The sequence below is a fragment of the Streptosporangium sp. H13245 genome (assembly GCF_055690525.1).
The window spans coordinates 1-25,447 of the sequence record NZ_JBSZKT010000032.1 but is presented as its reverse complement, the minus strand read 5'-3'; the positions used below and the strand labels follow the sequence as shown (position 1 = coordinate 25,447).

At 71.8% G+C, this 25,447-nt stretch carries 25 protein-coding genes; 11 read left to right on the top strand and 14 right to left on the bottom strand.

The genetic code is table 11. From position 1 onward, the window contains the following. Window positions 1–38 precede the first annotated feature (38 nt). Window positions 39–1,028, top strand: a complete 990-nt coding sequence (locus ACW9TB_RS30810; protein WP_472751599.1) for a phosphotransferase family protein — start codon at window positions 39–41, stop codon at window positions 1,026–1,028. 26 nt (window positions 1,029–1,054) lie between these two features. On the opposite strand, the gene ACW9TB_RS30805 is transcribed toward ACW9TB_RS30810, so the two are convergent. Next, complete coding sequence (locus ACW9TB_RS30805; protein ID WP_472751598.1) at window positions 1,055–2,167, bottom strand: alpha/beta hydrolase; 1,113 nt, start codon at window positions 2,165–2,167, stop codon at window positions 1,055–1,057. 147 nt (window positions 2,168–2,314) lie between these two features. Here ACW9TB_RS30805 and ACW9TB_RS30800 point away from each other — a divergent pair, with 147 nt between their 5' ends. Beyond that, window positions 2,315–2,875, top strand: coding sequence for a TetR/AcrR family transcriptional regulator (locus ACW9TB_RS30800; protein WP_472751597.1), 561 nt, complete (start codon window positions 2,315–2,317; stop codon window positions 2,873–2,875). 39 nt (window positions 2,876–2,914) lie between these two features. Here the strand turns inward: ACW9TB_RS30800 and ACW9TB_RS30795 are convergent, their stop codons facing one another. Further along, window positions 2,915–3,709: an anti-sigma factor gene (locus tag ACW9TB_RS30795; RefSeq protein ID WP_472751596.1), complete on the bottom strand. Its 795-nt coding sequence runs from the start codon at window positions 3,707–3,709 to the stop codon at window positions 2,915–2,917. After that, window positions 3,706–4,296: an ECF RNA polymerase sigma factor SigK gene (gene sigK / locus ACW9TB_RS30790; protein WP_472751595.1), complete on the bottom strand. Its 591-nt coding sequence runs from the start codon at window positions 4,294–4,296 to the stop codon at window positions 3,706–3,708. The genes ACW9TB_RS30795 and sigK overlap by 4 nt, the downstream gene beginning before the upstream one ends. 94 nt (window positions 4,297–4,390) lie before the next feature. Here sigK and ACW9TB_RS30785 point away from each other — a divergent pair, with 94 nt between their 5' ends. Beyond that, a complete protein-coding gene (locus ACW9TB_RS30785) occupies window positions 4,391–5,608 on the top strand; it encodes an FAD-dependent oxidoreductase (protein WP_472751594.1) in 1,218 nt (405 codons plus the stop codon). Window positions 5,609–5,673: 65 nt separating this feature from the next. Next, window positions 5,674–7,005: a class II 3-deoxy-7-phosphoheptulonate synthase gene (locus tag ACW9TB_RS30780; protein ID WP_472751593.1), complete on the top strand. Its 1,332-nt coding sequence runs from the start codon at window positions 5,674–5,676 to the stop codon at window positions 7,003–7,005. A 118-nt stretch (window positions 7,006–7,123) separates the two neighbouring features. On the opposite strand, the gene ACW9TB_RS30775 is transcribed toward ACW9TB_RS30780, so the two are convergent. From ACW9TB_RS30775 to ACW9TB_RS30765, 3 genes are all read right to left on the bottom strand, one after another. Then, entirely contained in the window at window positions 7,124–7,495 is a 372-nt protein-coding gene (locus tag ACW9TB_RS30775; RefSeq protein ID WP_472751592.1) for a thioredoxin family protein, read from the bottom strand. Window positions 7,496–7,639: 144 nt separating this feature from the next. Beyond that, entirely contained in the window at window positions 7,640–8,158 is a 519-nt protein-coding gene (locus ACW9TB_RS30770) for a DUF1697 domain-containing protein (protein ID WP_472751591.1), read from the bottom strand. Window positions 8,159–8,171: 13 nt separating this feature from the next. Then, entirely contained in the window at window positions 8,172–8,636 is a 465-nt protein-coding gene (locus ACW9TB_RS30765) for a MerR family transcriptional regulator (RefSeq protein ID WP_472751590.1), read from the bottom strand. Between the two features lie 48 nt (window positions 8,637–8,684). On the opposite strand from ACW9TB_RS30765, the gene ACW9TB_RS30760 reads away from it, so the two are divergent. Together ACW9TB_RS30760 and ACW9TB_RS30755 are read left to right on the top strand one after the other, a co-directional pair. Further along, window positions 8,685–9,482 carry an MBL fold metallo-hydrolase gene (locus ACW9TB_RS30760; protein ID WP_472751589.1) on the top strand — a complete coding sequence of 266 codons (798 nt, stop codon included), beginning with the start codon at window positions 8,685–8,687 and terminating at the stop codon, window positions 9,480–9,482. A 294-nt stretch (window positions 9,483–9,776) separates the two neighbouring features. Further along, entirely contained in the window at window positions 9,777–10,838 is a 1,062-nt protein-coding gene (locus ACW9TB_RS30755) for a pentapeptide repeat-containing protein (protein ID WP_472751588.1), read from the top strand. A gap of 26 nt (window positions 10,839–10,864) precedes the next feature. Here ACW9TB_RS30755 and ACW9TB_RS30750 read toward each other — a convergent pair whose 3' ends face one another. From ACW9TB_RS30750 to ACW9TB_RS30725, 6 genes are all read right to left on the bottom strand, one after another. After that, window positions 10,865–12,019, bottom strand: coding sequence for an alpha/beta hydrolase family protein (locus tag ACW9TB_RS30750; protein WP_472751587.1), 1,155 nt, complete (start codon window positions 12,017–12,019; stop codon window positions 10,865–10,867). 11 nt (window positions 12,020–12,030) lie between these two features. After that, window positions 12,031–13,452, bottom strand: a complete 1,422-nt coding sequence (locus tag ACW9TB_RS30745; protein WP_472751586.1) for a S41 family peptidase — start codon at window positions 13,450–13,452, stop codon at window positions 12,031–12,033. Next, window positions 13,449–14,507, bottom strand: coding sequence for an ABC-2 transporter permease (locus ACW9TB_RS30740; protein ID WP_472751585.1), 1,059 nt, complete (start codon window positions 14,505–14,507; stop codon window positions 13,449–13,451). Before ACW9TB_RS30740 ends, ACW9TB_RS30745 begins: the two co-directional genes overlap by 4 nt. Next, entirely contained in the window at window positions 14,504–15,394 is an 891-nt protein-coding gene (locus ACW9TB_RS30735; protein ID WP_472751584.1) for an ABC transporter ATP-binding protein, read from the bottom strand. The genes ACW9TB_RS30740 and ACW9TB_RS30735 overlap by 4 nt, the downstream gene beginning before the upstream one ends. After that, the gene (locus tag ACW9TB_RS30730) at window positions 15,391–15,783 is read right to left on the bottom strand and encodes a GntR family transcriptional regulator (RefSeq protein ID WP_472751583.1); all 393 of its coding nucleotides are present in this window, start codon (window positions 15,781–15,783) and stop codon (window positions 15,391–15,393) included. Before ACW9TB_RS30730 ends, ACW9TB_RS30735 begins: the two co-directional genes overlap by 4 nt. Before the next feature lie 410 nt (window positions 15,784–16,193). After that, the gene (locus ACW9TB_RS30725) at window positions 16,194–17,030 is read right to left on the bottom strand and encodes an alpha/beta fold hydrolase (protein WP_472751582.1); all 837 of its coding nucleotides are present in this window, start codon (window positions 17,028–17,030) and stop codon (window positions 16,194–16,196) included. 163 nt (window positions 17,031–17,193) lie between these two features. On the opposite strand from ACW9TB_RS30725, the gene ACW9TB_RS30720 reads away from it, so the two are divergent. After that, entirely contained in the window at window positions 17,194–17,877 is a 684-nt protein-coding gene (locus ACW9TB_RS30720; protein ID WP_472751581.1) for a permease prefix domain 1-containing protein, read from the top strand. A gap of 103 nt (window positions 17,878–17,980) precedes the next feature. Here ACW9TB_RS30720 and ACW9TB_RS30715 read toward each other — a convergent pair whose 3' ends face one another. Beyond that, the gene (locus tag ACW9TB_RS30715) at window positions 17,981–18,310 is read right to left on the bottom strand and encodes a PadR family transcriptional regulator (protein ID WP_472751580.1); all 330 of its coding nucleotides are present in this window, start codon (window positions 18,308–18,310) and stop codon (window positions 17,981–17,983) included. A gap of 166 nt (window positions 18,311–18,476) precedes the next feature. On the opposite strand from ACW9TB_RS30715, the gene ACW9TB_RS30710 reads away from it, so the two are divergent. From ACW9TB_RS30710 to cydC, 4 genes are all read left to right on the top strand, one after another. Next, window positions 18,477–19,661, top strand: a complete 1,185-nt coding sequence (locus tag ACW9TB_RS30710; protein ID WP_472751579.1) for a cytochrome ubiquinol oxidase subunit I — start codon at window positions 18,477–18,479, stop codon at window positions 19,659–19,661. 18 nt (window positions 19,662–19,679) lie between these two features. Next, entirely contained in the window at window positions 19,680–20,450 is a 771-nt protein-coding gene (locus ACW9TB_RS30705) for a cytochrome d ubiquinol oxidase subunit II (RefSeq protein ID WP_472751578.1), read from the top strand. A gap of 16 nt (window positions 20,451–20,466) precedes the next feature. Beyond that, window positions 20,467–22,242: a thiol reductant ABC exporter subunit CydD gene (gene cydD, locus ACW9TB_RS30700; protein ID WP_472751577.1), complete on the top strand. Its 1,776-nt coding sequence runs from the start codon at window positions 20,467–20,469 to the stop codon at window positions 22,240–22,242. Between the two features lie 110 nt (window positions 22,243–22,352). After that, complete coding sequence (cydC, locus tag ACW9TB_RS30695) at window positions 22,353–24,200, top strand: thiol reductant ABC exporter subunit CydC (RefSeq protein WP_472751576.1); 1,848 nt, start codon at window positions 22,353–22,355, stop codon at window positions 24,198–24,200. A 170-nt stretch (window positions 24,201–24,370) separates the two neighbouring features. On the opposite strand, the gene ACW9TB_RS30690 is transcribed toward cydC, so the two are convergent. Further along, window positions 24,371–25,027: an acyl-homoserine-lactone synthase gene (locus tag ACW9TB_RS30690; protein WP_472751575.1), complete on the bottom strand. Its 657-nt coding sequence runs from the start codon at window positions 25,025–25,027 to the stop codon at window positions 24,371–24,373. Window positions 25,028–25,447: the final 420 nt, after the last annotated feature.

Here is a 25,447-nt window from a genome sequence, read left to right as displayed (position 1 = left end):
GCAGCACCAAGGCAGGACAAGGCAGGACAGGGCAGGAAATGGACAGCAGGACGAAACGCCCGCTCGCGCCCGCCGAGCTCGACGCGCTGGCGCGGCGGGCCCTGGGCGTCGGCCTCTCCTCCGCCACCGAGCTGACCGACGGCTTCGCCAACGCCGTGTGGCGGCTCGCCCTGCTGGACGGGCGGGAGGTGGTCCTGAAGCTGTCGCCGCCGCCCGAGCTGGAGCAGCTGCGCTACGAACGCGACCTGCTGCGCACCGAGGCCATGGTCTACGGCCTGGCGGGGCCGGCGGGGGTGCCGGTGCCCGAGATGCTGCGCGCCGGGTTCGACGATCCGGTGCTGGGTGGCGACTACCTGGTGCTGTCCGCCCTCGACGGGGTGCCGTGGAACCAGGCGAGACCGGCGGAGGCGGACCGGCTGGCCCTGCGCCGGGAGCTCGGCGGTCACCTGGCCCGGCTGAACGCGATCACCGGCGACGTCTACGGCTACCCGTACGCGGACCTGACCGGCGGCACCTGGCGGGAGGCGTTCCTGGCGATGACCGGCGCGGTGCTGGCCGACGCGGGCCGCTACGCCACGCCGCTGCCGAGGCCGGTGCCCGAGATCGCGGCGGCGATCGAGGCGGGCGCGGGCGCGCTGGACGAGGTCGCGACCCCCCGCCTGGTCCACTTCGACGTGTGGCCGGGCAACGTCTTCCTGACCCGCGACGAGAGACCGCGCATCCAGGCGGTCATCGACCACGAGCGGGCCTTCTGGGGCGACCCGCTGGCCGACTTCGTCACCCCGACGATCTTCGGTGAGCTGGAGGAGTCGGACCCGATCGTCGCCGGATACCGCGACGCGGGCGGCGTCGTGGAGTTCACCGGGTCCGCCCGCGCCCGGATGGCCCTCTACCGCCTCTATCTCTCCCTGATCCTCCTGGTCGAGAACGGCCCCCGCCAGTATCCGGAGAAGGAGTACGCCCCCCTTCGCGACCGTGCCGTCGTCGCCCTGCTCAGGGCCCTCGACGTGCTCTCGGCGACACCGTGACCGGGCACGCGTTCCCCGGCCTGCCGTCATGACCTGCCGAGCCGTTCGGTGAGGAAGTCGGACACGGCCCGGCGGACCTGGACGGCCTCCGGCAGGTCGGGTTCCCAGTGGAAGCCGTGCCCCAGCCCTTCCGAGACGAGAAGCTCGGCGTCGACCCCGGCGGCGTCGAGCCTCCAGTACTGGCGGACCGCGTTGCTGAGGAGGAGGTCCCGCGTACCGCTGACCAGGGTGGTCGGCGGGAAGTTCGCGGAGTATCCGGCGTAGACGGGCGACAGGTCCGGTGAACGGAGGTCCGCGCCCGGGGCGTAGTGGCTTCTGGCGATGCTCATCGCCGTGTTCCCCACGAGGCCGTCCCTGCCGTTGTTGGAGACCCCGCTGTCCCCGGCCCCGCTGATGTCGGTGGCGGGGGTGAAGAGTCCCAGCCCCGCGATCATGGGAAGTCCCTGTCTCTCCGCCTGGAGCAGCATGGCCAGCATGAGGTTGCCGCCCGCGGAACTGCCGAAGCCGACGATCCTGCGAGGGTCGAACCGCCCGACGAGGTCCCGGTAGACCCGGAGGCTCTCGTTGATCGCGACCGGGTAGGCCGCCTGGGGAGCGAGGGTGTAGTCGATCGAGTAGACCTTGATGCCCAGGTCGTGGGCCATGAGAAGTCCCACGCGGTCGCGCGCCGTGCCGTACACGAACCCCCCGCCGTGGATGTTGATCGCTATGGCGTCCTCGTTCCCCGGCCGGACGGCGGGCGGGGTCACGATCGTCACCGGCACCCCGGCGATCGTCGTGTTCTCCAGGCGGAGCCCGTAGCGCCGGATGATCGCGTCCTCGACCGGCCTCTCCGCCTCGGCGAACCGCCGCTGCCCGTCGAGGACGGCCCGCCTACCGGTGATCATCCCCGCGACGAGGTCCGGCACGATCAACGCCTCCCGGGAGGCGACGTACTCACCGGCCTGCTCGCTCATGGCCGCGCGCTGGGTCTCCCCCAGGCCGAGCGGCTGGAAGCCGTAGACCGACGTCCCGTACGCGACGAGCGCCAGCGGCAGCGCGACGGCCACGCCGACCCTCCACGGCCGTCTACGACGCCCGGCGCGCTCCGGCCGCTTCACGGCCTCTTCCGGCTCGGCCGGTACGTGAACATTTGTCATCGTGATTTTTCCTGCTTTCTAGCCATATGTCCCTCTTCGCGGAGGACTCGGGGGCCGGTGTCGTCGAAGTATCCAACCGGTTGGTTACTTCACCATAGAACGAGCCTGATTGCCCGTCAACCAACCGGTTGGATACGCTGGCGCATCATGTCTCGCAACTCAGAGGACACGCGCAGGCGAATACTGGAGGCCGGTACGGCCGAGTTCGCCGCCCACGGCATCGCCGGGGCCCGCGTCGCCCGGATCGCCGCCGCCGCCGGGTGCAACAAACAGCTGATCTACGCCTACTTCACCAACAAGGAGGGGCTCTACGACGCCGTCTACGACGCGATGGTGACGCGCACGGTCGAGAGCGTCCCGATGGACCCGTTCGACCTGCCCGGGTACGCCGGACTGCTGTTCGACCACCATCAACGCCACCCCGAGATCGCGAGACTGACGCTGTGGTCCCAGCTCGAACGCGACCCGCTCGCGGGGCCGACCCCGGCGGGCCTGCGATCGGTGGGCGCGAAGCTGGAGGCGATCCGCGGCGCGCAGGACGCCGGGGCCGTGAGCACGCGCTACGCGCCCGAGGAGCTCCTGCTCATGATCCTCAGACTCTCCTCGATGGCCGGCCCCGGATCCGGGGAGGCCGCCTACCCCGGCAGCTCCCCCGAGGACTTCCGGCGGCTCCTGGTCCGGGCGGTGAGCCGTCTCGCCGGTGAGTGAGCGGGACACCCCCCGAAGCCGTGACCAGGGCGTACCGGATCAGGTCGCGGGAAGGTCGGCGATCATGATGGGGGTCGTGGTGGGCTGGTCGGAGCCCCCGGCGGGCTCGACGGTCAGGCCGACCCGCTCGTCACCGCGCAGGGGGGTGGCCAGGACCGGGACAACGCCACCGTCCGCGGCCCGTTCCAGCAGCCCCGCCGGGCGGGCGCCGTCGTCGCCCATCATCCACAGCTCGTAGACCCGGGAGTCGGGCAGCGGCGGCAGGTCGCTGGCGGTGAAGAGCATCTTGCCCCGGGAGGGCGCCATCACGACGACGCCGGTGCCCCCGGAGGAGACCCGCTGCCTGACGGTCCGCGCGTCGGGGGCCGCGATCACGGCCACGACCTGCCGGAGCTCGTCGCGCTCCCTGGCGGCGTCGACCGCGGCGACGCCGACGACCACCGCCGCCGCGGTCGACACCGCGGCCAGACCGGCCAGGATCCGCCCGCGCCACGGGGAACGCGGGCGCAGCGGCACCACACCGCCCCGTTCGGACTTCCCGGACTTCCCGGGCGGCGCCGACTGCGCTGCCTGCGTGGGCGGCGCGGTCCGGCGGTCCAGGACCGGCGGCTCCTGCCGTACCTCGGCGATCCGCGTCATGACCCGGGCCCTCATCGCCGCGGGGGGAGGCTCGGCCGCGCCCATGGCGAGCCGGGCGGCGGTCTCGGACAGGCCGCGCACCTCGACGGCGCAGGACTCGCACCGGGACATGTGCGCCTCGAAGAGCGCCACGTCCTGTTCTGGCAGCGCGTGCAGCGCGTACGCGCCGGAGAGGGTGTGGAGGTCGTCGTTCACTTTTCCACCCCCATGCAGTCGCGGAGCCGCACCAGGCCGTCGCGCATCCTCGTTTTGATCGTACCCAGCGGCACCCTGAGCAGCCCGGCCACCTCCGGATAGCTGTAGCCGCCGTAGTAGGCCAGGGTGACGGCCTGTTTCTGCAGGTCCGTCAGGCCGCCGAGGCAGCGGCGCACCCGCTCCCCCTCCAGCCGGGTGGTCACCGTCTCGGAGACCTGGTCGTAGGGGATCTCCCCGGACATCCGGAAGACCCGTTCCTCCCTGTTGGTGGAGGCCTGGGCGGAACGGACCCGGTCGACGGCGCGACGGTGGGCCATCGTCATCACCCACGCCAGGGCGCTGCCACGGGCCCGGTCGTACCGGGAGGCGGTACGCCAGACCTCGACCAGGACCTCCTGTGCCACCTCCTCGGCCTGCGCGCGGTCGCGCACGACGCGCCGCGCGAGTCCGAAGATCGGGCCGGCCAGCAGGTCGTAGAGCCGCTCGAAGGCCGGTTCCTGCCCGAGGGCGACCTGGGCGAGCAGGTCCTCCAGGCCGGGGGGACCGTCGGGATCCGGCACTCCCGCGGGGTCGCGTTCTGTCCTCACAACCCGCAATTCGACACTGGATGGGGGGTGGATTGCCAGCGAACCTGTTTTCTTCCGCCGGATCCTGTGTCAGAATTTCACTAGGTGATGAATTATGAGACGAAACACATGCGTGATCGCCGGGGGTGGCCCGGCGGGGGTGATGCTCGCACTGCTGCTGGCCAGGGCCGGCGTCGAGGTGACGCTCCTGGAGAAGCACAACGACTTCCTGCGGGACTTCAGGGGCGACACCATCCATCCCTCGACCCTCCAGATCCTCGACGAGCTGGGGCTGGCCGAGGAGTTCCATCGGCTCCCGCACCGCAAGGCGTACGGGATGGAGATCCACACCGACGACGCCACGGTGCCGGTCGCCGACCTGAGGGGACTTAAAGGCAAATATCAGTACATTGCCTTCGTTCCGCAGTGGGAGTTCCTCGACCTGCTGACCACCGCCGCCAAGCGGTACCCGAACTTCCGCCTCGTCATGGAGGCCGAGGTGCACGGGGTGATCCGCGAGGGCGACGCGGTGCGCGGGGTGCGCTACCGGGACCCCTCGGGCGAGCACGAGCTGCGCGCGACGCTCACCGTGGCCGCCGACGGCCGCCACTCCGACGTACGCCGGGCCGCCGGGCTCGTCCCCGTGGAGCACAGCGCCCCGATGGACGTGCTCTGGTTCCGGCTGCCGCGCGAGCCCGCCGACCCCGGCGTGACGTTCCTGCGGGTGTCCAACGGCCACATGATGGTGGCGATCAACCGCGAGACCTACTGGCAGCTCGCCTACCTGATCCCCAAGGGCGGCTTCGAGGCCCTGCGCTCCCGGGGGATCGAGGCGGTCCGCGAGCCGGTCGCCAGGCTCCTGCCCTTCCTCGAAGGCCGGGTCGGGCAGCTGCGGGACTTCGGGGCGGTCAGCGTGCTGTCGGTCGCGCTCAACCGGCTGCGCCGCTGGCACCGCCCCGGCCTGCTGGTCATCGGCGACGCGGCGCACGCCATGTCACCGATCTTCGGCGTCGGCATCAACCTGGCCGTACAGGACGCGGTCGCCGCCGCGAACCTGCTGGCCGGGCCGCTCGCCGCCGGGGCCGAGATCCCCGAGTCGCTGCTGGCGAGGATCCAGCGGCGGCGCACCCCGCCCACCGTGATCACCCAGTTCGCCCAGCGGGTCGTCCAGAACCGGCTGATCCGGCCGGCACTGACCGAGCGCTCCCAGCCGGTGCGGCTGCCGCGCGACATCTCCCGTCTTCCGCTGATCGGCTCCCTGACCAGGCGTTTCGTAGGCTTCGGCATCCTTCCGGAGCATATTTCCAACCCGGTGGAATCTCACCAGGTATAAAGACCTTCTCACTCCGTGGACAATCGGGTCTGTTCGAACAGCCCCTTGCAATAGCCTGGTATGTCGTGAGCATCAACCTCGATTCCTGGCGGCAGCTGCCTGCGGCGCAGCAGCCCGAGTGGCCCGACCGCGGCGAGCTGGACAAGGTCGTCACCGAGCTGAAAGGACTCCCGCCCCTCGTCTTCGCGGGCGAGTGCGACAACCTCAAGGCCGATCTCGCGGCGGTGGCGCGGGGCGAGGCCTTCGTCCTCCAGGGCGGAGACTGCGCCGAGACCTTCGGCGGCGCCACCGCCGACGACGTGCGCAACAAGCTCAAGACGCTGCTCCAGATGGCCATCGTGCTGACCTACGCCGCGAAGGTCCCCGTGGTGAAGATCGGCCGGATGGCCGGGCAGTTCGCCAAGCCGCGCTCGAAGAACTCCGAGAGCCGCGACGGCGTCGAGCTGCCCGCCTACCGGGGCGACATGGTCAACGGCTTCGACTTCACCCCCGAGTCCCGCGTTCCCGACCCCTGGCGGCTGCTGCGGGCCTACCACTCCTCGGCGGTGACGCTCAACCTGGTCCGCGCCTTCACCAAGGGCGGCTACGCCGACCTGCGCCAGGTGCACGCCTGGAACCAGGACTTCGTGATCGAGTCCCCGGCCGGGAAGCGCTATGAGCAGCTCGCCCGCGAGATCGACCAGGCGCTGGCCTTCATGCGCGCCTGCGGGGCGGAGCCCGAGGAGTTCCACACCGTCGAGTTCTACTCCTCGCACGAGGCGCTGATCCTCGACTACGACCAGGCGCTCACCCGGATCGACTCGCGGACCGGCCGCCCGTACGACGTCTCGGCGCACATGGTCTGGATCGGCGAGCGCACCCGCCAGCTCGACGGCGCCCACGTGGAGTTCTTCGCCAGCATCCGCAACCCGATCGGCGTCAAGCTCGGCCCGACGACCAGCGCCGAGGACGCCCTCGCGCTGGTCGAGAAGCTCAACCCCGACAACGAGGCCGGGCGCCTGACCTTCATCACCCGGATGGGCGCGTCGAAGATCCGCGAGCACCTCCCCGAGCTGGTGGAGAAGGTGACCGCGAGCGGCGCCCAGGTGGCGTGGATCTGCGACCCCATGCACGGCAACACCTTCGAGGCGCCCAGCGGCCACAAGACCCGCCGTCTGGACGACGTCCTGAACGAGGTGGCGGGCTTCTTCGAGGTGCACCGCGCGCTGGGCACCCACCCGGGCGGCGTCCACATCGAGTTCACCGGCGACGACGTCACCGAGTGCGTGGGCGGCGGCGCCGAGATCGTCGAGGACGACCTGTCCAGGCGCTACGAGACGGCCTGCGACCCGCGCCTCAACCGAGGCCAGTCGCTTGACCTGGCCTTCCGGGTGGCCGAGCTCTACCGCTCGGTCTGACCGGCCCTGCGGGCCCGCGCTGACGGGCCCCGGGGGTTTCGGGGTCTCCGGGCATGCGAAAGCCCCGTGCCGCCGGTTTGTCTCCCTCCGGTGGCGCGGGGCTCTCGCGATCCGGGCATCAGCCCTTCTGGGCACCCAGCTCGTTGGCGAGCTCGGCGCGGATCGCGTCCATGTCGAGCGCGCGGACCTGGCCGATGAGGTCCTCGAGGGCGGGCGCGGGCAGCGCGCCCGGCTGGGCGAAGACGACGATGCCGTCGCGGATGGCCATGATCGTCGGAATCGAGGTGATCTCGAATCCCTGCGCGAGCGCCTGCTCGGCCTCAGTGTCGATCTTGCCGAACTTGATGTCGGCGTGCTTCGCCGACGACTTCTCGAAAATCGGCCCGAAGGTGCGGCACGGTCCGCACCAGGCCGCCCAGAAGTCCAGCAGGACGATCCCCTCGTCGGCGATGTCGTTGAAGTTCTTCTCGGTTACCTCGATGGTGGCCACCGGTGGCTCCTCCTGTCGTTCACGTCTGTATGGCTGGCATAACCATTTCCCCTCTCCGAGCATTCCATCCCGCCATCCCGCCGATCACGGGGGCCCGCCTGTCCCGGGGTGAGACGGATGGGGCTCATGGGGCCCGGCGTAGGGTCAGCCCTCCGCGAGGGCGAGCAGCCTGGTGACCGTGTTCCAGTTACGCATCGTGGCGGGCACCTTCGACCGCTTCTCCAGCAGGGGCGGCAGCTTGGGACGTCCCAGGCCGTCGGGGAAGTGGACGTACAGCTCGCGCCTGCCGACACGCATCTCCTCGGGCGCGTAGGCCGCCGGGTCGATGCCTTCGAGCGCCTCCCTGTCCGGAGCCTCCGCCAGGAAGACCACCGCGAACTTGGCCGGGTCGCGCACCTCCAGCGGGTTCTCCCGCACCACGTCGCGCATCTCCCCTGCCGTTCGCAGGATGACCGCCACCGACAGGCCCAGCTCGTCCGCGATCCGCCGTTCGATGGCCTCGGCCCGCGGCTCCTCCTCGGCGGTGAACAGGGCGTTCCCGCTCCGCAGGTGCGTCCGCACATCGGTGTGACCGAGCCCGGTCAGCAGCGCCCGCAGGTCGGACATCGCCAGCTGGCTGCGCGGATTGACATTGATACCGCGCAACAGCGCCACGTATCGCATCGGACGTGTCCTCTCACCGGTCGTCGAGAGCCGACCCTACGTCCCCCACCTGTCGTTTCCTGTCAGGTATATGCGGGTTCAGCCGTGAGGTCCGGGGGCTTTCGAAGCTGCGCTTGAAGTCGGGGCACGCCACGAGCGGTTCGTGCGTGCACGTCGAGGCGTGGCGGAGACCGTTGCGCATCCGGGTGAGCCGGGCGATGTCCTCCTCCAGCTCCCGCGCCTTGTCCGCCATCCGCGTACGCAACTCGGTGTCGTCGGGCGTGGCCCGCAGCAGCCTGGCGATCTCGGCGATCGTGAACCCGGCGCCACGGGCGCAGGCGATGAGGGCGAGGCGCTCGAGCACGTCGGGCCGGTAGGTGCGGCGCAGGCCGTTGCGGCCCGACGAGACGATGAGGCCCCTGTTCTCGTAGAACCGCAGCGCCGAGGGCGCCAGCCGGGAACGCTCGGCCACCTCGGCGATGTCCAGCGACGTCTCCACCACCACACCCCTTGACTTGAAGCACGCTTCAAGTCACATGCTATCCGCATGAACATCCACCACCTCAACTGCGGGTCCGTACGGCGGATCGAGGCCACCTACGACGGCCCGCCTCCCGCGCACGCCGTCAACCACTGCCTGCTGGTCGAGACCGACTCCGACGGGCTGGTCCTCGTCGAGACCGGCCTGGGCCTCGGCGACGTCCGCGATCCGGGCGGCACCCTCGACGCCGACTGGGTGGAGATGGTCCAGCCCGTACTGGCCGAGGAGGAGACCGCCGTGCGCCAGATCGCCCTGCTGGGACACTCGCCCGGCGACGTGCGCCACGTCATCGTGACCCACCTCGACGTCGACCACTGCGGTGGCCTGCCCGACTTCCCCGACGCCCAGGTCCATGTCCTCGCCGCCGAGCTCGAAGCCGCGACCGCCGGGACGGCCGGCTCCCGCTACCGCCCGGCCCACTGGGCACACGGCCCGAAGTGGGTTCCCTACACCCCCGAACCCGGCGAGGAGTGGTTCGGGTTCACCTCCGTCCAGCCGAAGGGCCTGCCGCCGGAGATCCGGCTGGTCCCGCTCGGCGGTCACACCGCCGGTCACACCGGAGTCGCCGTACGCGAGGGCGATCGCTGGCTCCTGCACTGCGGTGACGCCTACTACTACCACCGGGAACTGGAGGACGATCCGCACCCGCACCCCCTGCTCGACATCGTGCAGACCCGTTCGGAGGTCCACCGCGACCTGCGGCTCGGCACCCAGGCCCGGCTACGCGAGCTCGTCCGCGACCACGGCGACACGGTTTCGGTCTTCAGCGCCCACGACCCGTGGGAGCTGGAGCGCTACCGCTGACCAAGGACTGGCCGCCCTGGACCCGGCGGAGGACCGGGCCGGTGGAGGACCGGGCGGCCCCCACCGGCTGGACCCTGCCCGGCTCGCAGATGACGGTCACGTGGATCAGGCCGGTGGAGGGGTGGGGGTGGGTGATCGCCGCGTAGGTGCTCGCGTATTGCAGAACACTCACATATACGCAGACAGCGGGTGAAATCGTAAATGCTGACACTTCGCGGCTATTCGCCCCGGCCAGATATGGCTTTCCTTGACCTGGAAGTCGCTTGCCCCGCCGTCTGCGGGTATCACTGGAATATGAGAACTCTGGACGTGGGTTGGGTCACCTGCGCCGCCTCCCCGGAGTGTGCCGGATCCGCGCGGCACCCGTACGGACGATGCCTGGCCCATCTGGACACCGCCGAGCTCGACGAGGTCGTCCACGGCCTTTCTCCCGGTTCCGCCGTCGACCTGCGGGCCACCGTCGTCGACAGGAACCTGCTGGAGCGGATCCTCACCGCCACCCGGGGACGCCTGGGCCGGGCCCGGTTCGACTGGGCGACCTTCCCGGAGAGCGTCCGGTTCGGCGACATCACCTTCGGCGGGGACGTCTCGTTCGACCACGCGCGTTTCCGGCACCTCGCCTCGTTCTTCAACGCCCGTTTCGCACGCAACGCCTCTTTCAGGGAGGCCAAGTTCGACCGGGGGCTGTCCCTGCACGGTGTCGCCATCGCCGGGCACGCGGCCTTCGACCGGGTCTCCATCGACGGTGACGCCCTGTTCGGGGGGGCGCTCTTCGACCGGACCGCCTCCTTCGAGTGCGCTGACTTCCATGGCTTCGTCACCTTCGACGGCACCGGCTTCGCGGGCGACGCGACCCTGAGAGGGTGCAGGTTCCGCCGTACGGTGTCCTTCCGCAAGACGAGCTTCGGCGGGCTGGCCGGGTTCGACGGGGCGCGTTTCTCCTCGGGCGGCTACCTCGCCCCCATCTCGGTCGGCCGCCACCTCACCCTCGCCGGGGCGTGGGCGGGCAAGGGCCTCGACGTGACCACCGGCGGGTGCTCGGTGGACCTGCGGCGCCTGGAGGTGGGCGGGCGGCTCACCGTCCGGCTCGACGACGCCGAGGCCGACCTGGAGGGGGCGACCCTGCACGGCCCCGCCACGGTACGGGGCCGGGACGGCGCCCGGGTGACCTCGCTGCACGAGGTGGACGCCGAGGAGCTGGAGCTCGCCGACCTGGACCTCAGCACCTGCCTCTTCACCGGCATCCGCCATCCCGAGGGGATCCGGATGAGCGGCTGCGCGCTCGCCGTCGTCCCGCGCGGGACGCGCCTGGGGTCGCGCTGGTGGTCCCTGTGGCGCACCCCCGACCACGGGTGAGACCGTTCGGGGAGCCGCGTACGGCTTCAGGGGGTGCCGCACGCCGCGGGGCAGAACGTGACCTCGGGGTGGCGTGACGACGGCCCCTCCAGCAGGGGTTGCCGTCGCGACCTCAGGTGCCGGTCGAGGAAGGCCGCCACGTAGGCGCGGGTGAGCTCGGCGCCACGGGCCGCGGGCAGGACACCGGGAGCGGGCCTGATGCCGAGGGCGCCCGCCAGCAGCGGCAGGTCGGTGAAGGACTGGTGTTCGGCGTCCGACAGCACGAGCCAGCGCTTCCACCCGGCCAGCAGCTTCCAGTCGCGGTCCCACGAATGGTCGCGGCCCCCGGGGACGTGCTGCGGCGAACCGATGAACATGAACGGCCGGGCGAGGCCGCCCCGGGGAATCCTGGCGTAGGTGGTGCCGTCCATGTCGATCCCGGCGCGTACGCGGGAGTCCTTCACCATGGCCGCCACGGCTCCGGCCCCGCCGATCGACTGGCCCGCCATCGCGATCCTCTCGCGGTCGATCAGGTCGGCGTGCTTCCACCTGGAGGTCAGCTCGTCCAGGACGAAGGAGACGTCGGCGGCCCGGCCCTGGACCACTCTCGGGCCGAAGCCCGGGTCGGTGTCGCTGTCGCAGGCGAGGCACTCGGCGACCCTCCCGTCGGACAGGGTGGTGGCGTGGCTCTCGTAGGTGTGGTCGATCCCGGCCACGACATACCCCCGGCTGGCCAGGTCCTCGGCCAGGGACGTGAGGGTGCTCACCGGTTTGGTGAAGCCGGGAGAGAGCACCACCAGCGGAAGCCCGCGCCCGGTGGGGTCGGCGTCCTCGACGGCGTTGGTGCGCGTCGTGCTCAGCGTGTCGTACGGCGCGCTCGCGATCCCGGAGCCTTTCAGGAGCAGCTCCGACTCCTTCGGTGTCATGTACGGCGCCCGCCGCCCGTCGCGCCGCCCGGCCGGGTACCACAGGGTGACCTTGAGCTCCCTGGCCTCGACGTCGGGGTCCCAGGGGTCGGGGCGGGAGGTGTCGGTCAGGTGCAGAGTGGTGGTGCCGACCGGGTGGGGGCCGGTGGGGGCGGGCAGCGTGGCGGGGCCGGACGGCGTGACCGGCGGGGCCTCGGCCCTGGGCGGGATGGGGGCGGAGCAGGCGGACGCGGCCAGGACGACCAGTCCCGCGGCCACCGCCAGGATCTGTCTCACGGGGAGTCCGTTCACTTGCGCAGCAGGGCCAGGGCCTTGGCCAGGGCGGGGTCGCGTCCGGCGGCCGCGTCCCGGGGGGTCAGGGGCACGTGGTGGTCGGGCGGCACGCCGATCCGGTCGATCACCTCCCGGCCGGGCCCCAGGTGGTGCCTGTCGGGGAAGCTCAGGAGGGTGTTGTCGCTCAGCAGGTACGACTGCGCCGGGCCGGAGACCAGCCCGGCGGTCCTGGTGCCGACCAGCTGTCCGGCGCGCAGGTCCTTGACCGCGGCGCTGACGTGCTCGCACGCCGAGGCGCAGCCCCGGTCGGTGAGCACCACCAGCGGCAGGCCGAGCAGCTCGACGGTGTTGTCGGTCGACGACGCCTCGCACCTGGCGTCCACGGTGCACTGGTAGGCGGTGACCTCGCCGTGGACGAAGGCGCTCAGCAGCCGGATCGCCTCCACGGGGCTGCCGCCGCCGTTGCCGCGCAGGTCCAGCACGACACCGGACAGCGTCCGGCCGGTACGCAGCCTGGAGACGGCCCTGAAGAACCGGTTCGCGGAGTCGGGGGCGAACCCGGCCAGCCGCACGTAGGCGATGTCGTCGTCCAGCAGCTCCGACCGCACCACCTGCAAGGTGGCCGGATCCCGCTGGTAGAGGCCGGGCTTGAGCGTGACGCTCCAGCGGCGGCCGGTGGCCTGCCGCAGCAGCCGCAGCCGCACCGGCCGCGCGTCGGGGTACTGCGGGTAGAGGGCGGCGATCGCGGGGGTCGCCCTGCCGTCGACGAAGGGCGCCGAGTCGTTGACCGCCTCGATGATGTCCCCCGGGCGCAGGCGGGCGGCCTGTGCGGCGCCGCCCTGCACGGCGGTGACGAACAGCGGCGGGAGGGCGACCGCGAGGTTGGCGTCCGCCTGCGGGCCGGTGACGTTCGCGGTCAGGCCCAGGCCGTAGCCGTCGCCGTCGTAGTAGTCGGGCGGTCGCCTGACGTCGTGCGCCCAGCGGGCGTGGTTGTCGCCGAGGGCGGCCACGAGGGCCTCGAGGGTGACGACGGCCAGCCGCTCGCGCAGGTCGGGGACCCGGTCGGTGATCTTGCGGTGGGCGGCCTCGAAGGCGGCCCAGTCGGCTTCGCGGTCACCGGTCAGCGCGGGCATGGTCGCCTCGGGCACGTCGTGCCCGAGGCGGTTGAGCTCCTGGGTCAGGGCGACGAACCCGGCCAGCAGCAGCGAGCGGGCGTCCAGCGTGGCACCGCTGTAGTAGTTGCCCAGGACGCAGAAGTACGCCTGCTCGACGACGTCGATCGTGGTGGCCGTCTCCACCCCGGGCGGTCCCTGGGGTCGCGCGCAGACCGTACCGGCCGCCGTTGTGCCCGCCTGGACGCGCGGCGGCACCGGCGCGCCGCAGGCCGCCGCCAGCAGCAGGGCGAGCCCGGCGGCCACGGCCCTGACGGCGGTCACGACAGGCGCCTTCGGACCCACCAGAAGCAGAACCCGGTGAGACCGGCGGTGAGCAGGGCGTAGATCCCGGTCTCGATCCACTGGAAGGGCCAGAAGCGCTCCAGGGGCTGGTAGGTCGCCTGCTGCCGGTAACCGAGCCGGTTGAACTCGGCCACGCACCCGTCCATGCCCTGTCCCGCTCCCGCCCCCGGCGGTGCGCAGGGCCCCGACGTGGTGGAGGTCTTGATGGCGCCTTCCGTTCCGCTGCCGGCGATCATGCGCCCGGACGGATCGACGAGGTCGCTGGACAGGACCCAGGCTCCGGCGTGACCGGGAACGGCCGCCTCCAGCACGACGTGCACGACCTGGGTTTCGTCACGGTCTATACCGATGCCGTCCACGTTCGTCTTGCCGAGTTCGAAGGTCGCGGTGACCGGGGGTATCAGGTGGGGCCGGACCAGCAGCGGCACGGCGATCTGGATCACGGCGAAGACGGCCAGGGTGAGGGCCATCGCGGCCGGCGTGCGGCGGACGAGCATGCCCACGGCCACGCCCAGGACGAAGGCGAAGGCCGCGTACCCCATCGGGGCGATGCCGCGGGCGCCGAACACCAGGGGGGCCATCAGGGCCAGCTCCGGGACGGCCGATCTGTCCAGGGGGTCGGACCACCAGGTCACCGCGAGGCCGCACAGCCCGGCGACGGCGACGGCGACCAGGCCGACGAGGCAGAGCTTGACCGCCAGCCAGCGGCCTCGGGTGATGGTCTGGTTCCAGACCATCAGGTGCGTGCCCGCCTCCAACTCCCGGGTGATCAGCGGTGCTCCCCAGAAGAGCCCGATGAGGGCGGGCAGGAGCAGCACGACGAGGCTGACGGCCATGAAGGGCAGCTGGTACTCGTCGAAGAAGCGGTCGAAGAAACGGTCGCAGGAGCTGTCCCGCGTACAGGCGGCGATCCCGGTGGAGTAGCGGGAGGCCAGGTCCGGGCCGGTCAGGGCGAGGGTGGCGACAAGTGTGACGAGCAGGGCGGCCATCATCGCGGCCGAGCCGCGGAACTGGCGCCAGGTCAGCCAGATCATCGCCGCACCTCCAGGGCGGCTCGCCGGTTCTCGGCGACGCGCTTCTCCATGTAGGCCAGGACGAGGTCCTCCAGGCCGAGCCGGGTGACCGTCCAGGCGGGGTCGAGGATCGGGGCGTCGGTACGGACCACGTAGGTGCTCTGCCGGTCGGTGTGGCGGGCGGAGACCACGTACTGGTCGGCGGGCAGGCGGTCGGGGTCGCGGCGCGGGCCGGTGAGCCGGTGGTGGGTGGCCAGCAACCTGTCGGTCTCCCCGGCGACCTGGACGCGGGAGTCGACCAGCACGATCAGGAAGTCGCAGATCCTCTCCAGGTCGGAGACCAGGTGGGAGGAGAGCACCACGCTGAACTCGTGCTCGACGGTGGCCTCCATCAGTCCCTGGAGGAACTCGCGGCGGGCCAGCGGGTCCAGCGAGGCGACCGGCTCGTCCAGGATCAGCAGCTCGGGCCGTTTGGCCAGGCCCAGGGTGAGGGCGAGCTGGGCGCGCTGGCCGCCGGAGAGCCTGCCCGCCCGCTGGGCGGGGGCGAGACCGAGCCGCGCGACACGCTCACGGGCCATGGCGTCGTCCCAGCGGGGGTTGAGCCGCGCCCCGAGCCGCAGGTGTTCGGCGACGGTCAGCCCCGCGTAGACGGGGGTGTCCTGGGCGACGAAACCGACCCTGGCCAGCTGCGCGGGCGTGCCCGCCGGACGGCCGCCCAGCACCGCGATGCCGCCCGACGACGGTTCGAGCAGGCCGCTGGCCAGCTTCAGCAACGTGGTCTTACCCGCCCCGTTGGGGCCCACCAGCCCGACGACGTGGCCCGCCGGGATGTCGATGGTGCACTCGCGCAGCGCCCAGCGCCTGCCGTACTTCTTCCCCAGTGCCTGGGCTTCCAGGACAGCGGTCACGCTATCTCCTCCTGAGCGGTGGTCCGAAAGGTGGTCGTGAAGAGGGCCTCGATGCTCTCGTCGTCGAGGCCGGCCCGGCGGGCCTTGGCCAGCCAGCGCCGCAGCTCCAGCCGCAGCGGGCCGTGCGCGGCCAGCGAGGTGTCGGTGAGGGTCGCCGTCACGAACGTCCCCACCCCCGGCCTGGGGGCGACCAGGCCCTCGTGTTCGAGTTCCCGGTAGGCCTTGAGGACGGTGTTGGGGTTGATCGCCAACCGCGCCACGACCTCCTTGACGGTCGGCAGCTGGTCACCCTGGTGCAGCAGGCCGAGCCGCAGCGCGTGCCGCACCTGCTGGACCAGCTGCATGTACGGCGAGACACCGGACTTCGCATCCAGATGGAACTCGATCACGGTTCCTCCATTTATCTACTGTCCTAGTACTTTAGATTAATACATGTATGGAACTTGTTAGAAAAGTATCGGACGGGGAGCTCGGCCCGGTCATCGGCCGGAGGGTGCGGGAGGGACGGCACCGTCTTCGGCGCGCGCTCGGCCCGTCCCGGGGGGCACAACCTGGCCGAGGGGTGTTCCGGCGGGACTCAGGCTGTGGCGAGGTCAGGCGGTGACGGGGTCAGGCTGTGGCAGGGTCAGGCGGTGGCGAAGTCAGGCGGTGACGGGCTCAGGCCGTTACGGAACCAGGCCGTGGCGGGGCCAGGCCGTGGCAGGGTCGCGGTCATCCGTTTCGGCGAACCTGCCCGCTGTCATCGCGTCCCTGATGCTCCGGCCCCGCCGGACCGGGTTGCCGGACGGTCGGACGGGCTTCAGGAGATCTTGCGGGTGATCTCTTCCGGGCCGATCTCCGCCAGGAAGGCCGCGACGTCCGCGGCGAACCGCCCGCTGCGGAAGGTCCCCAGGTGACCGAGGCCGGGATAGGTGATCAGGCGGCCGTCACGGACCCCCTCGGCGGTCTCCCTGAAGAGCTCGACCGGGTAGTCCAGGTCCTTCTCGCCGCCGACGACCAGGGTGGGGGCGACGACGTCGGCGAGGCGGCCGGTCAGGTCGAACCCGTCCTCGGCGCGGGCGAAGGAGAGCATGTCGCGGGGGTCGTCGGGACGCGCCAGCGGATCCAGCAGCCACAGCAGCGCCCCGGCCAGGGCCCGCCCGGCGGGCGAGGCGGCGGCCGTGACCGCCTGGTGCTGCAGGCCGCGCCGCCCGGTGGCGACCGCCTCGGTGTAGCGGCGCTGGAGCCGCCTGACGTTCGGCGTGAGCCTGCACGCCGCCCCCGCGACGACCAGCGCGCGGACCACGTCGGGATGGTCGGCCGCCACCTGCAGCGCCACCGAGCCTCCCGACGACAGGCCCATCACGTCGACGGGCCCGCCGAACTCCGTACGGAGGGCCTCGGCGTGATGGGCGGCGATGTCGGCCATGGTGGTTCCGGGGACCATGCCGGGAGCGCGGCCGACGGCGTACAACCGGAAGCGACGGGCCAGCGGGGCCAGCACCCGCAGTTCCATGCCGCGCGCCAGCCCGGCCGGGTTGGCGTGGACGGGGGTGAACCAGCGCAGCACGACGAGCGGCGCGCCGTCGCCGAAGGCGTAGTACGGCAGGCCGTTGGCCAGCGCGCCCTCCCGCACCTCAAGATCCCTGATCCCCACGACAGAACCCTCCCCGCCGGTGTCGCTGGGTTCGAGCGTATTCGCAGGTGGGCGCAGGTCGACTCGGGGTGTTCTCAGGGTGGTCCCCGATGCGCGGGTCCCGGCCGGGAGACCAGGATGGGAAACGCATACCCTGGACGGGAATCGGGCGACTGGAGAGCACATGGCAGGCACCGGGGTCATCGAGGAATACGTGACCGGGCTCAGCCGTACTCTCCGGGGTCCTCGGAGACCGAAACTCGACCTGATCACCGAGGCGCGCGACAGCCTGCTCGACACCGCCGAGGCGCTGGAGGGCGACGGCCTGGGGCGCGACGAGGCCGAGCGGGCCGCGGTCGAGGAGTTCGGGACGATCCGCGAGATCGCGCCCGGCTACCAGGAGGAGCTGTCCAAATCGGCGGGCCGGAGGCTCGCCGCCCTGCTGTTCGTCACCGTGCCGCTCACCGCGATCATGTGGAACGTCATCTGGAAGATCTTTCCCAGCGCCCCGACGGTGGCCGAGACCACGCCGGACTGGTTCGTCCCGGTCGCCCGTGGTGTGGACATGCTCCAGATGTTCATCGGCCTGGTCGGCGGGCTCACGTTGCTCGCGCTGGGCCGTGGCCTGCGCAGGATCAGGCGGCCCCGGCTCGTCACCCGGGCCCTGGGCGTGTTCGTCTGGGCCATGCTGCCGGTCATGCTCGTGTTGTGCGGGGCACTGATGCTCGGCTCGCGGGATTACGCCGATTTCAGCGACTTCACGCCGGGAACCGTCGCGTCGCTGGTGAGCTACGCGGTCTGGCTCGTGCAGTTGTACGGCGCCTTCCGCTGCCTGAGGATCACCCGGCGCGAGCCCGTCCCGGCCTGAACCCGTCCCCGTCCCCGTCCGGGCCGTGACGTCCGACCCGTGACCGTCTGGCTCGTGACCGCTTGAAGTTTCGCCACGCGCGTGCTCCTCGGCGGCCGGGGTGTCAGCGGGTGGGGCGCGGTTCCAGGACGCTGCCGATGGCTCCGGCGAACTCCCGCCAGGCGGAGCGCTCGCGGGCGAGGGCCGTGCGTCCCGAGGGGGTCAGCCGGTAGGTGCGCCGCCTGCGCCCGCCCACCGTGGCCCACTCGCTGGCCAGGTATCCCGCCTGCTCCAGCCTGCGCAGCGCCGGGTAGACCGTGCCCGTCGGCACGCTCAGCGCGCCGCCGCTGCGCGCCTGGAGCGCCTCGATGATCGCGTAGCCGTGCAGCGGCTCGTGCTCCAGCACGGAGAGCAGCAGGGCGTCCATGTGACCGCGGAGCGCGTCGGTGTTCATCCGGTCACTCCCGCCCGCCGGTCGGATCCCGTGTCACCGCACCCGGCGGCCCGTTCACTTCGCTCGCTCACGTCGTCAGCCTACCTCTCGTATAGGCATGCTACATGTAGGCGTACTACATGTAGAGTGCCTATAGGTAGACAGACATAACAACGGAGGTGAGACCGTGGACGTGCTCGACCTGGCCCGGACGCAGTTCGCCGTGACAGGAAGCCTCCACTTCCTGTTCGTCGTGCTGACCCTGGGCCTGGCCCCCCTGATCGCGATCATGCACACCCGCTACGCCGTCACCGGCAGGCCGGTCCACGAACGGGTGACCCGCTTCTGGGGCCAGATCTACGTGATCAACTACGCGCTCGGCATCCTCACCGGGCTGGTGATGGAGTTCCAGTTCGGTATGAACTGGAGCGGCCTCTCGCACTACGCCGGGGACATCTTCGGCGCGCCGCTCGCGATCGAGACACTCGGCGCGTTCTTCCTGGAGTCCACCTTCCTGGGGCTGTGGATCTTCGGCTGGCACCGGCTGCCCAAGTGGCTCCACGTGGCGTGCATCTGGGTGGTGGCGCTGACCGCCTACGCCTCCGCCTTCTGGATCATGGCGGCCAACTCGTTCCTGCAGAACCCGGCCGGAGCCGTGGAGCGGGACGGCCACCTGGTCCTGACCGACTTCGGCGCGCTGCTCACCAACCCGGCACTGTCCATGGCACTGCCGCACGTCATCGGCGCGGGCCTGTGGACCGGCGGTTTCGTGGTGATGGGGGCCAGCGCGTACCAGCTGTTCCGGCGCACCGACGAGCGGGAGTTCTTCACGAGCTCGCTCCGCACGGGAGTGATCACCTCGCTGGTCGGCTCGCTGATCACGGTCGGCTTCGGCTACGCCCAGTTCGGCGTGATCGGCCAGTTCCAGCCGGGCAAGTTCGACGGCGGCGGCCTCCCCGGGCTGGGACTCGGCTTCATGATCCTGATCGGCCAGCCGCTCCAGTTCCTCATCCTGCTCGTGCTGGCGCCGACCGTGTACTGGCTGCCGCGCTGGCGCTGGACGCATCCCGTGCTGATGGCGATCACCCCGCTGCCGTTCGTGGCGGCGATCCTCGGCTGGCTGGCCAGGGAGTCCGGCCGGCAACCCTGGCTGATCAACGGAAAACTGACCGTCGCCGACGCCATGTCCCCCGGCCTCACCTCCGGGATGGTCACCGTCTCGCTCATCGCCTTCGGCGGCGTGCTCGCCCTGCTCGCGGTGATCGACTACGTGCTGATCGCCCGCACCGTACGGCGCGGACCCGCCGCCGTCACCCTCGGCGCGGACGCACCGGCCGACCCCAACGAGCGCGCGCACGCGCTCAGCTACTAGAGCTTCCAGGGAGAGACCGTGGACATCCTCTGGCTAGGCGTGTTCGCACTCCTGCTGATCGGCTACTTCGCCCTGGAGGGCTTCGACATCGGCCTGGGCATGCTGCTGCCCGTACTCGGCAGGACACAGAGGGATCGGGACGGGATCGTCGCCGCCATGGCGCCGTTCGTCCTGGCCAACGAGGTGTGGCTGGTGGCCGTGGCGGGCGTGCTGTTCGGCGTCTTCCCCTCGATCGAGGGGGACGTGCTGTTCGGCCTCTACCCGCTGGTGGTCTCCCTGCTGGTGTCGTGGATCGTGCGCGACGCCGGGCTCTGGTTCCGCCGCCGCGCCGACGGGAGCGCGTGGCGGGCGACCTGGGACTGGGCGATCACCATCGGCTCGTACGGCCTGGCGCTGAGCTGGGGCATGGCCCTGGTCGCGGTGGCGGGCGGCCTGACGGGGTCCGCGATCAGCCTCCCGGGGCTGCTGGGCGGGCTGGTGGTGGCCGCGCTGCTCGCCTTCCACGGCTGGACGTTCGCCTCGTGGCGGCTGCCGGGGCGGGTGACCGGCGCGCGCCGCACCGGGTGGGCGTTCCTGCTCTCCGCGTGCGCCGCCGCCGCGCCCGTCGCGGTGCTGCTCGCCGTGCTCGCCCCCTGGCTGCTCGACCGTACGGCGCCCGCCGGGACGCTAAGTGTGCTGAGTGTCATGATTCTGCCCTTCGCGCCGGTCATGGTGGGTGGGCAAGTATGGGTATGGCGGACGTTCGGTCCCGGACGCGCCGCCTCCGACCGGGTTCCGTCGTTCTTCTGAGCTCTCTAGGGTGGGCATGCACAAGGATCTTGTACGGCTGGCACTGGGCGAGCGGGCCGTCCGCCGCCACCTGGCCGTGTGCCTGGCCGCCGCCGTCCTGACCGGGCTGCTCGTCCTCGTCCAGGCGGAGCTGCTCGCCGGGGTGCTGTCCGGGCGGTTCGCGGCCCCGGCCCTGATCCTGCTGGCGCTGGTCGTCGGCGTCCGGGCGCTGCTCACCCTGGCGCAGGGGACCGCCGCCGGGCGGATGACCACCGGGGTGAAGTCCGCCCTGCGGCACCGCCTGCTGACGCGGCTGCGGGACCTGGGCCCCGTCAGACCGGCCTCCCAGCGCTCGGGCGAGCTGGTGACCCTGACCGGCCGGGGCCTGGACGCCCTCGACCCCTACCTGTCGGGCTACCTGCCCGCGGTGGCGGTCGCGGGCGTCGTGCCGATCGCGGTGCTCGTCCGGCTGTTCGCCGCCGACCTGGCCAGCGCGGTGATCGTGCTGGTCACGCTGCCGCTCATCCCGATCTTCGGGGCGCTGGTCGGCATGCACACCAAGGCCGTGACCGAACGCCAGTGGAAGGCCCTGTCCCGCCTCGGCGGGCACTTCCTGGACGTGGTCAGGGGCCTTCCCACGCTGCGCGCCTTCGGCAGGGCCCGCTACCAGGCCGAGGTGATCGGGCGGGTGGCCGACGCCCACCGGGCCGCGACGATGCGCACGCTGCGGGTGGCGTTCCTGTCCTCGCTGGTACTGGAGCTGGCCGCGTCCCTGTCGCTGGCCCTGGTCGCCGTCCCGGTGGGCCTGCGGCTGCTGTCCGGCTCCCTGGACCTGTCGACCGCGCTGCTGGTCCTGCTCCTGGCACCGGAGGCGTACCTGCCGCTACGCAACATGGGCGGCAGGTTCCACGCGGCGATGGAGGGCGTCGCCGCCGCCGACGAGGCGTTCGCCGTACTCGACGGCGAGCCGGGGGCGGGGAAGGTGACAAATGCCCCGGAGCCCTCGGCGTCTTTGGAGTCCACGGAGCGCGACGGGCACCCGGGCGCGCGTACCGCGACGGAAATTCCGCGAAAACCGGGACACGGACCGGAGGCGGGATCCGGGTCGGGGCGGGCGCCGGAGATACGGCTGGAGCACGTCACGGTGCGCTACCCGGACCGGGAGGAGGCCGCGCTGGAGGACGTGTCGCTGGTGATCGCGCCCGGTGAGCGGGTGGCGCTGGTCGGCGAGAGCGGGGCGGGCAAGAGCACCCTGCTCCACCTGCTGCTCGGCTTCGTCACCCCCTCGGAGGGCAGGGTGCTGGTCGACGGCGCCGAGATCGGCGACCACGACTCCTGGCGCGCGCGGCTGGCGTTCGTACCGCAGCGCCCGCACCTCTTCGCCACCTCGGTGGCCGACAACATCGGGCTCGGCGCCCCCGGGGCGACGATCGGCGAGATCAGGGCCGCGGCGCGGGCCGCGCAGGCGGACGAGTTCGTCACGGCACTGCCGGAGGGGTACGACACCGTGCTCGGCGAGCGGGGGACGAACCTGTCGGCCGGGCAGCGGCAGCGGGTCGCGCTGGCCCGCGCGTTCTGTCGGCCGGACGCCGGGCTGCTCCTGCTGGACGAGCCGACCGCGCGGCTCGACGGCCGCAGCGAGAGCGCGGTCGTGAGCGCGACCCGCGACCTCGCCGAGGGCCGCACCGCCGTGATCGTCGCCCACCGGCCCGCGATGATCGACCTGGCCGACCGGGTGATCCGGATCGCCGACGGCCGCGTGGTGGCCGGGGAGAGACCCCCGGCGGGGACACGAGAGGAGATCTCCTCGTGACCGACGGAATCCCCACGAACCGAACAGCCGAACGACCGGCGGACCGAACAGCCGAACGACCGGCGGACCGGACCGGTGAGCGACCGGCGGGCCGGGGAGCCGAGCGGCCGATGGACCAGAGCGGCGAGCGACCGGTGGACCAGAGCGGCGAACGGGCGACGAGCCGGACCGACGGCCAACCGGCGGACCGGACGGGCGAGCGACCGGTGGACCGAACCGGCGAGCGGGCGACGAGCCGAGCGGACGGCCAACCGGTGGAGCGGACGGGTAAGCGGACGACGGGCCGGACCGGCGGGCGGCTGGTTCTCGCGGCGGCGGCGGGGGCGGCGGCCGAGCTGGCCGGGCTCGGGCTGATCGGGTCCGCCGCGTGGCTCATCACCAGGGCCGCCGAACAGCCTCCGCTGGCCGCGCTGAGCGTGGCGATCGTCGGGGTGAGGGCTTTCGCGACGACCAAGGGCGTCTTCCGCTACGGGGAACGCCTGGCCGGTCACGACGTGGCGCTGCGGGCCCAGGCGACGACCAGGGAGCGGCTCTACCGGGCGCTCATCCCCGCGGGACCGCTGAACCAGCGGGGGGCCGACCTGCTCAGCCGCATGGTCGACGACACCGACGCGGTACAGGACCTCCTCGTACGCTGCCTGCTCCCGGCGGTCGCCGCGCTGGTCACCGGGGTGGCCGCGGTGGTGATCGGGCTGTTCCTGCTCCCGGCGGCGGCGTTGGCGCTCCTGGCCGGGCTGCTGGTGGCCGGGGTGTTGATCCCGGCGGGCACGGCCGCCGCCGCACGACGCTGGTCGGCGCGGATCGCCCCCGCGCGGGCGGACCTGGCGGCCCGGGTCGCCGACCTGGTACACGGGGCCGCCGACCTGGCCGCCTACGGGGCGGACGGGCGGGCGCTGGCCGCAGCCGCCGAGACCGGCGCCCGGCTGGCGGCGCTGGAGCGCAGGCAGGCGCGGGCGAACGCGGTGGCCTCGGCCCTGGGCCTGCTCACCCAGGGACTGACCGTGACGGCCGTCGTCCTGCTCGCGATGAACTCCGGGGCGGGTGCCGTGACCACCGCGGTACTCGCGCTGGTCTCGCTGATCTCCTTCGAGCCGGTGCTGCCGATGGCCGCCGCCGGGGAGCGGCTGACCGGGGTGCTCGCCGCCCTGCGCCGCCTGCGGGAGGTCGGCGCGACCCCACCGGCGGTGGCCGAGCCGTCCGCTCCCCTCGCGGTCCCCGGCGGGCCGCCGACCGTCGAGATCGAGGACCTGGTGGTCCGGCACGGCCCCGGCCTCGCCCCCGCGCTGGACGGCGTCAGCCTGACCCTCACCCCCGGCAGGCGCGTCGCGCTGGTCGGCCCCAGCGGCGCGGGGAAGAGCACCCTGCTGTCGGCCCTGATGCGCCTCGTCGAACCCGAGTCGGGGACGATCCGGATCAGCGGGGTGGACGTCCGGGAGCTGGCCTCCGACGACACCCGGCGGGTGATGACCGGGCTGACGCAGGATCCGTACGTGTTCCAGACATCCGTACGGGACAACCTGCGGCTGGCGGGCCCGGAGGCCGGTGACGAGGAGCTGGCGGAGGCGGTGCGGCGGGCACGCCTGGACCGGTGGGTGGAGCGGACCGGCTGGGACGCGGTGCTCGGCGAGGACGGGCGCACGGTGTCCGGGGGCCAGCTGCAGCGGCTGGCGCTGGCGCGGGCGCTGCTGCACGACCCGCCGGTGCTGCTGCTGGACGAGCCCGCCGAGGCCCTGGACGAGACGACGGCGGACGCGCTCATGGCCGACCTGCTGGACGCCACCCACGGCCACACGACACTGCTCGTCACGCACCGCCTGCGCGGGCTGGAGCGGATGGACGAGATCGTCGTACTGGAGAACGGTTCGGTGACTCAGCGGGGCACCCACCGGGAGCTGGTGTCCTCTCCCGGCTACTATCGCGACCTGTGGCGCTCGGAGGCGCTGACCGCAGGACGGTGAGCGCCTCCGAGGCGCTTCCCGTCCGCGTGCGAAGCCACCCGGGCGGGAACGCGACCGTGGACGACAACCTGGTATTACGGCCCACGGTGATCCACCGTCGTCCGACCTCGTCCAGGATCGTCGCCGCCGGTGACGCGCGCTCTCGGAAGTGTTGAGGCGACGTGACCGGGTCAGGACCGAACGGCGGCACAACCGCCGTGACAATCCGTCTCCATTTGCGGGACAGGGGGCGCGTTTTCCAGAAAATCCCTGGTCGATGTGATGTAGGCGGAGCAGAGAAGCCTGCCGAGGCGTGCCGCTTCGCCATCGCCCAGTCGCCGGGTGGGAACACCCATCGCGTTCACGCCGCGCTCCAGGGCCACGTCGGAAACCGCCACCACCGCCTCGCCGTGCCGATCGACCCAGCGGAACGCCTTCCAGAGCAGCGCACGAGCGAGGGGGCCGAAACCTGCCGCCATGGTACGAAACCCACCCTGGCCGGTGGCCAGGCGGCTCAGTTCCCAGATGGCCGGATCACGAGGAGCCGCACCACCGCGCAACGTCTCGGGAAAGACCTCGGGGAGCATGTAACGGCCGTCGGTGGGCAGCAGTCGGCAGCACCCCGTGACCTCCTGGCAGTCCACCCGATAGCTGATCACGTAGACCGGATCGCAGTCGTCGTAGAAATCGCGTTCCATGCCGTGAACGCTGTCGACGTCCCAGCGCAGGCGCTCGTAGAACACCTCGTGACGCAGGCGGAACATGCCGTCGAGCAGCCACGCCGGCAGTTCGCCCGCGCGGCCGACGACAATTCGCTGGGCGCACAACCTCGGTGGCGGATCGTCCACGAGAACCCCTGAGAAATGACCGGCTTTCCCGCTGATTGCTGTTCTTCTTGTTCGTGGCATCCCGCCGTTCGGGTAACCGGGCTGTCGCTCACCGGTCTCGCCCGACACCACCGCACGACGGAAGCCGGAAGCGCCATCACGCCGGCCGGGTCCGGTTGGGAGGAGCCCGGCAGTCGTTCGTACCGTTTCAGGGCCGCCGCGTACCCGGTGAGATGACCGGAGTTCCCGCGTACGAATCGAAGGCCGTTCCGCGATCATATGGGCTTCGTCCGGCCCCGGGACACCGCGGATCCGGCCGCGTCCACATCGTCGTACACGCCCGGCTCGGCCGCCGAATCAGGAGATCGGGAATTCCCGGACGACGGGGCCCGGACATGAAAGCGCCGCCGGGGCCGGGGACATGTCCCCGGCCCCGGCGGC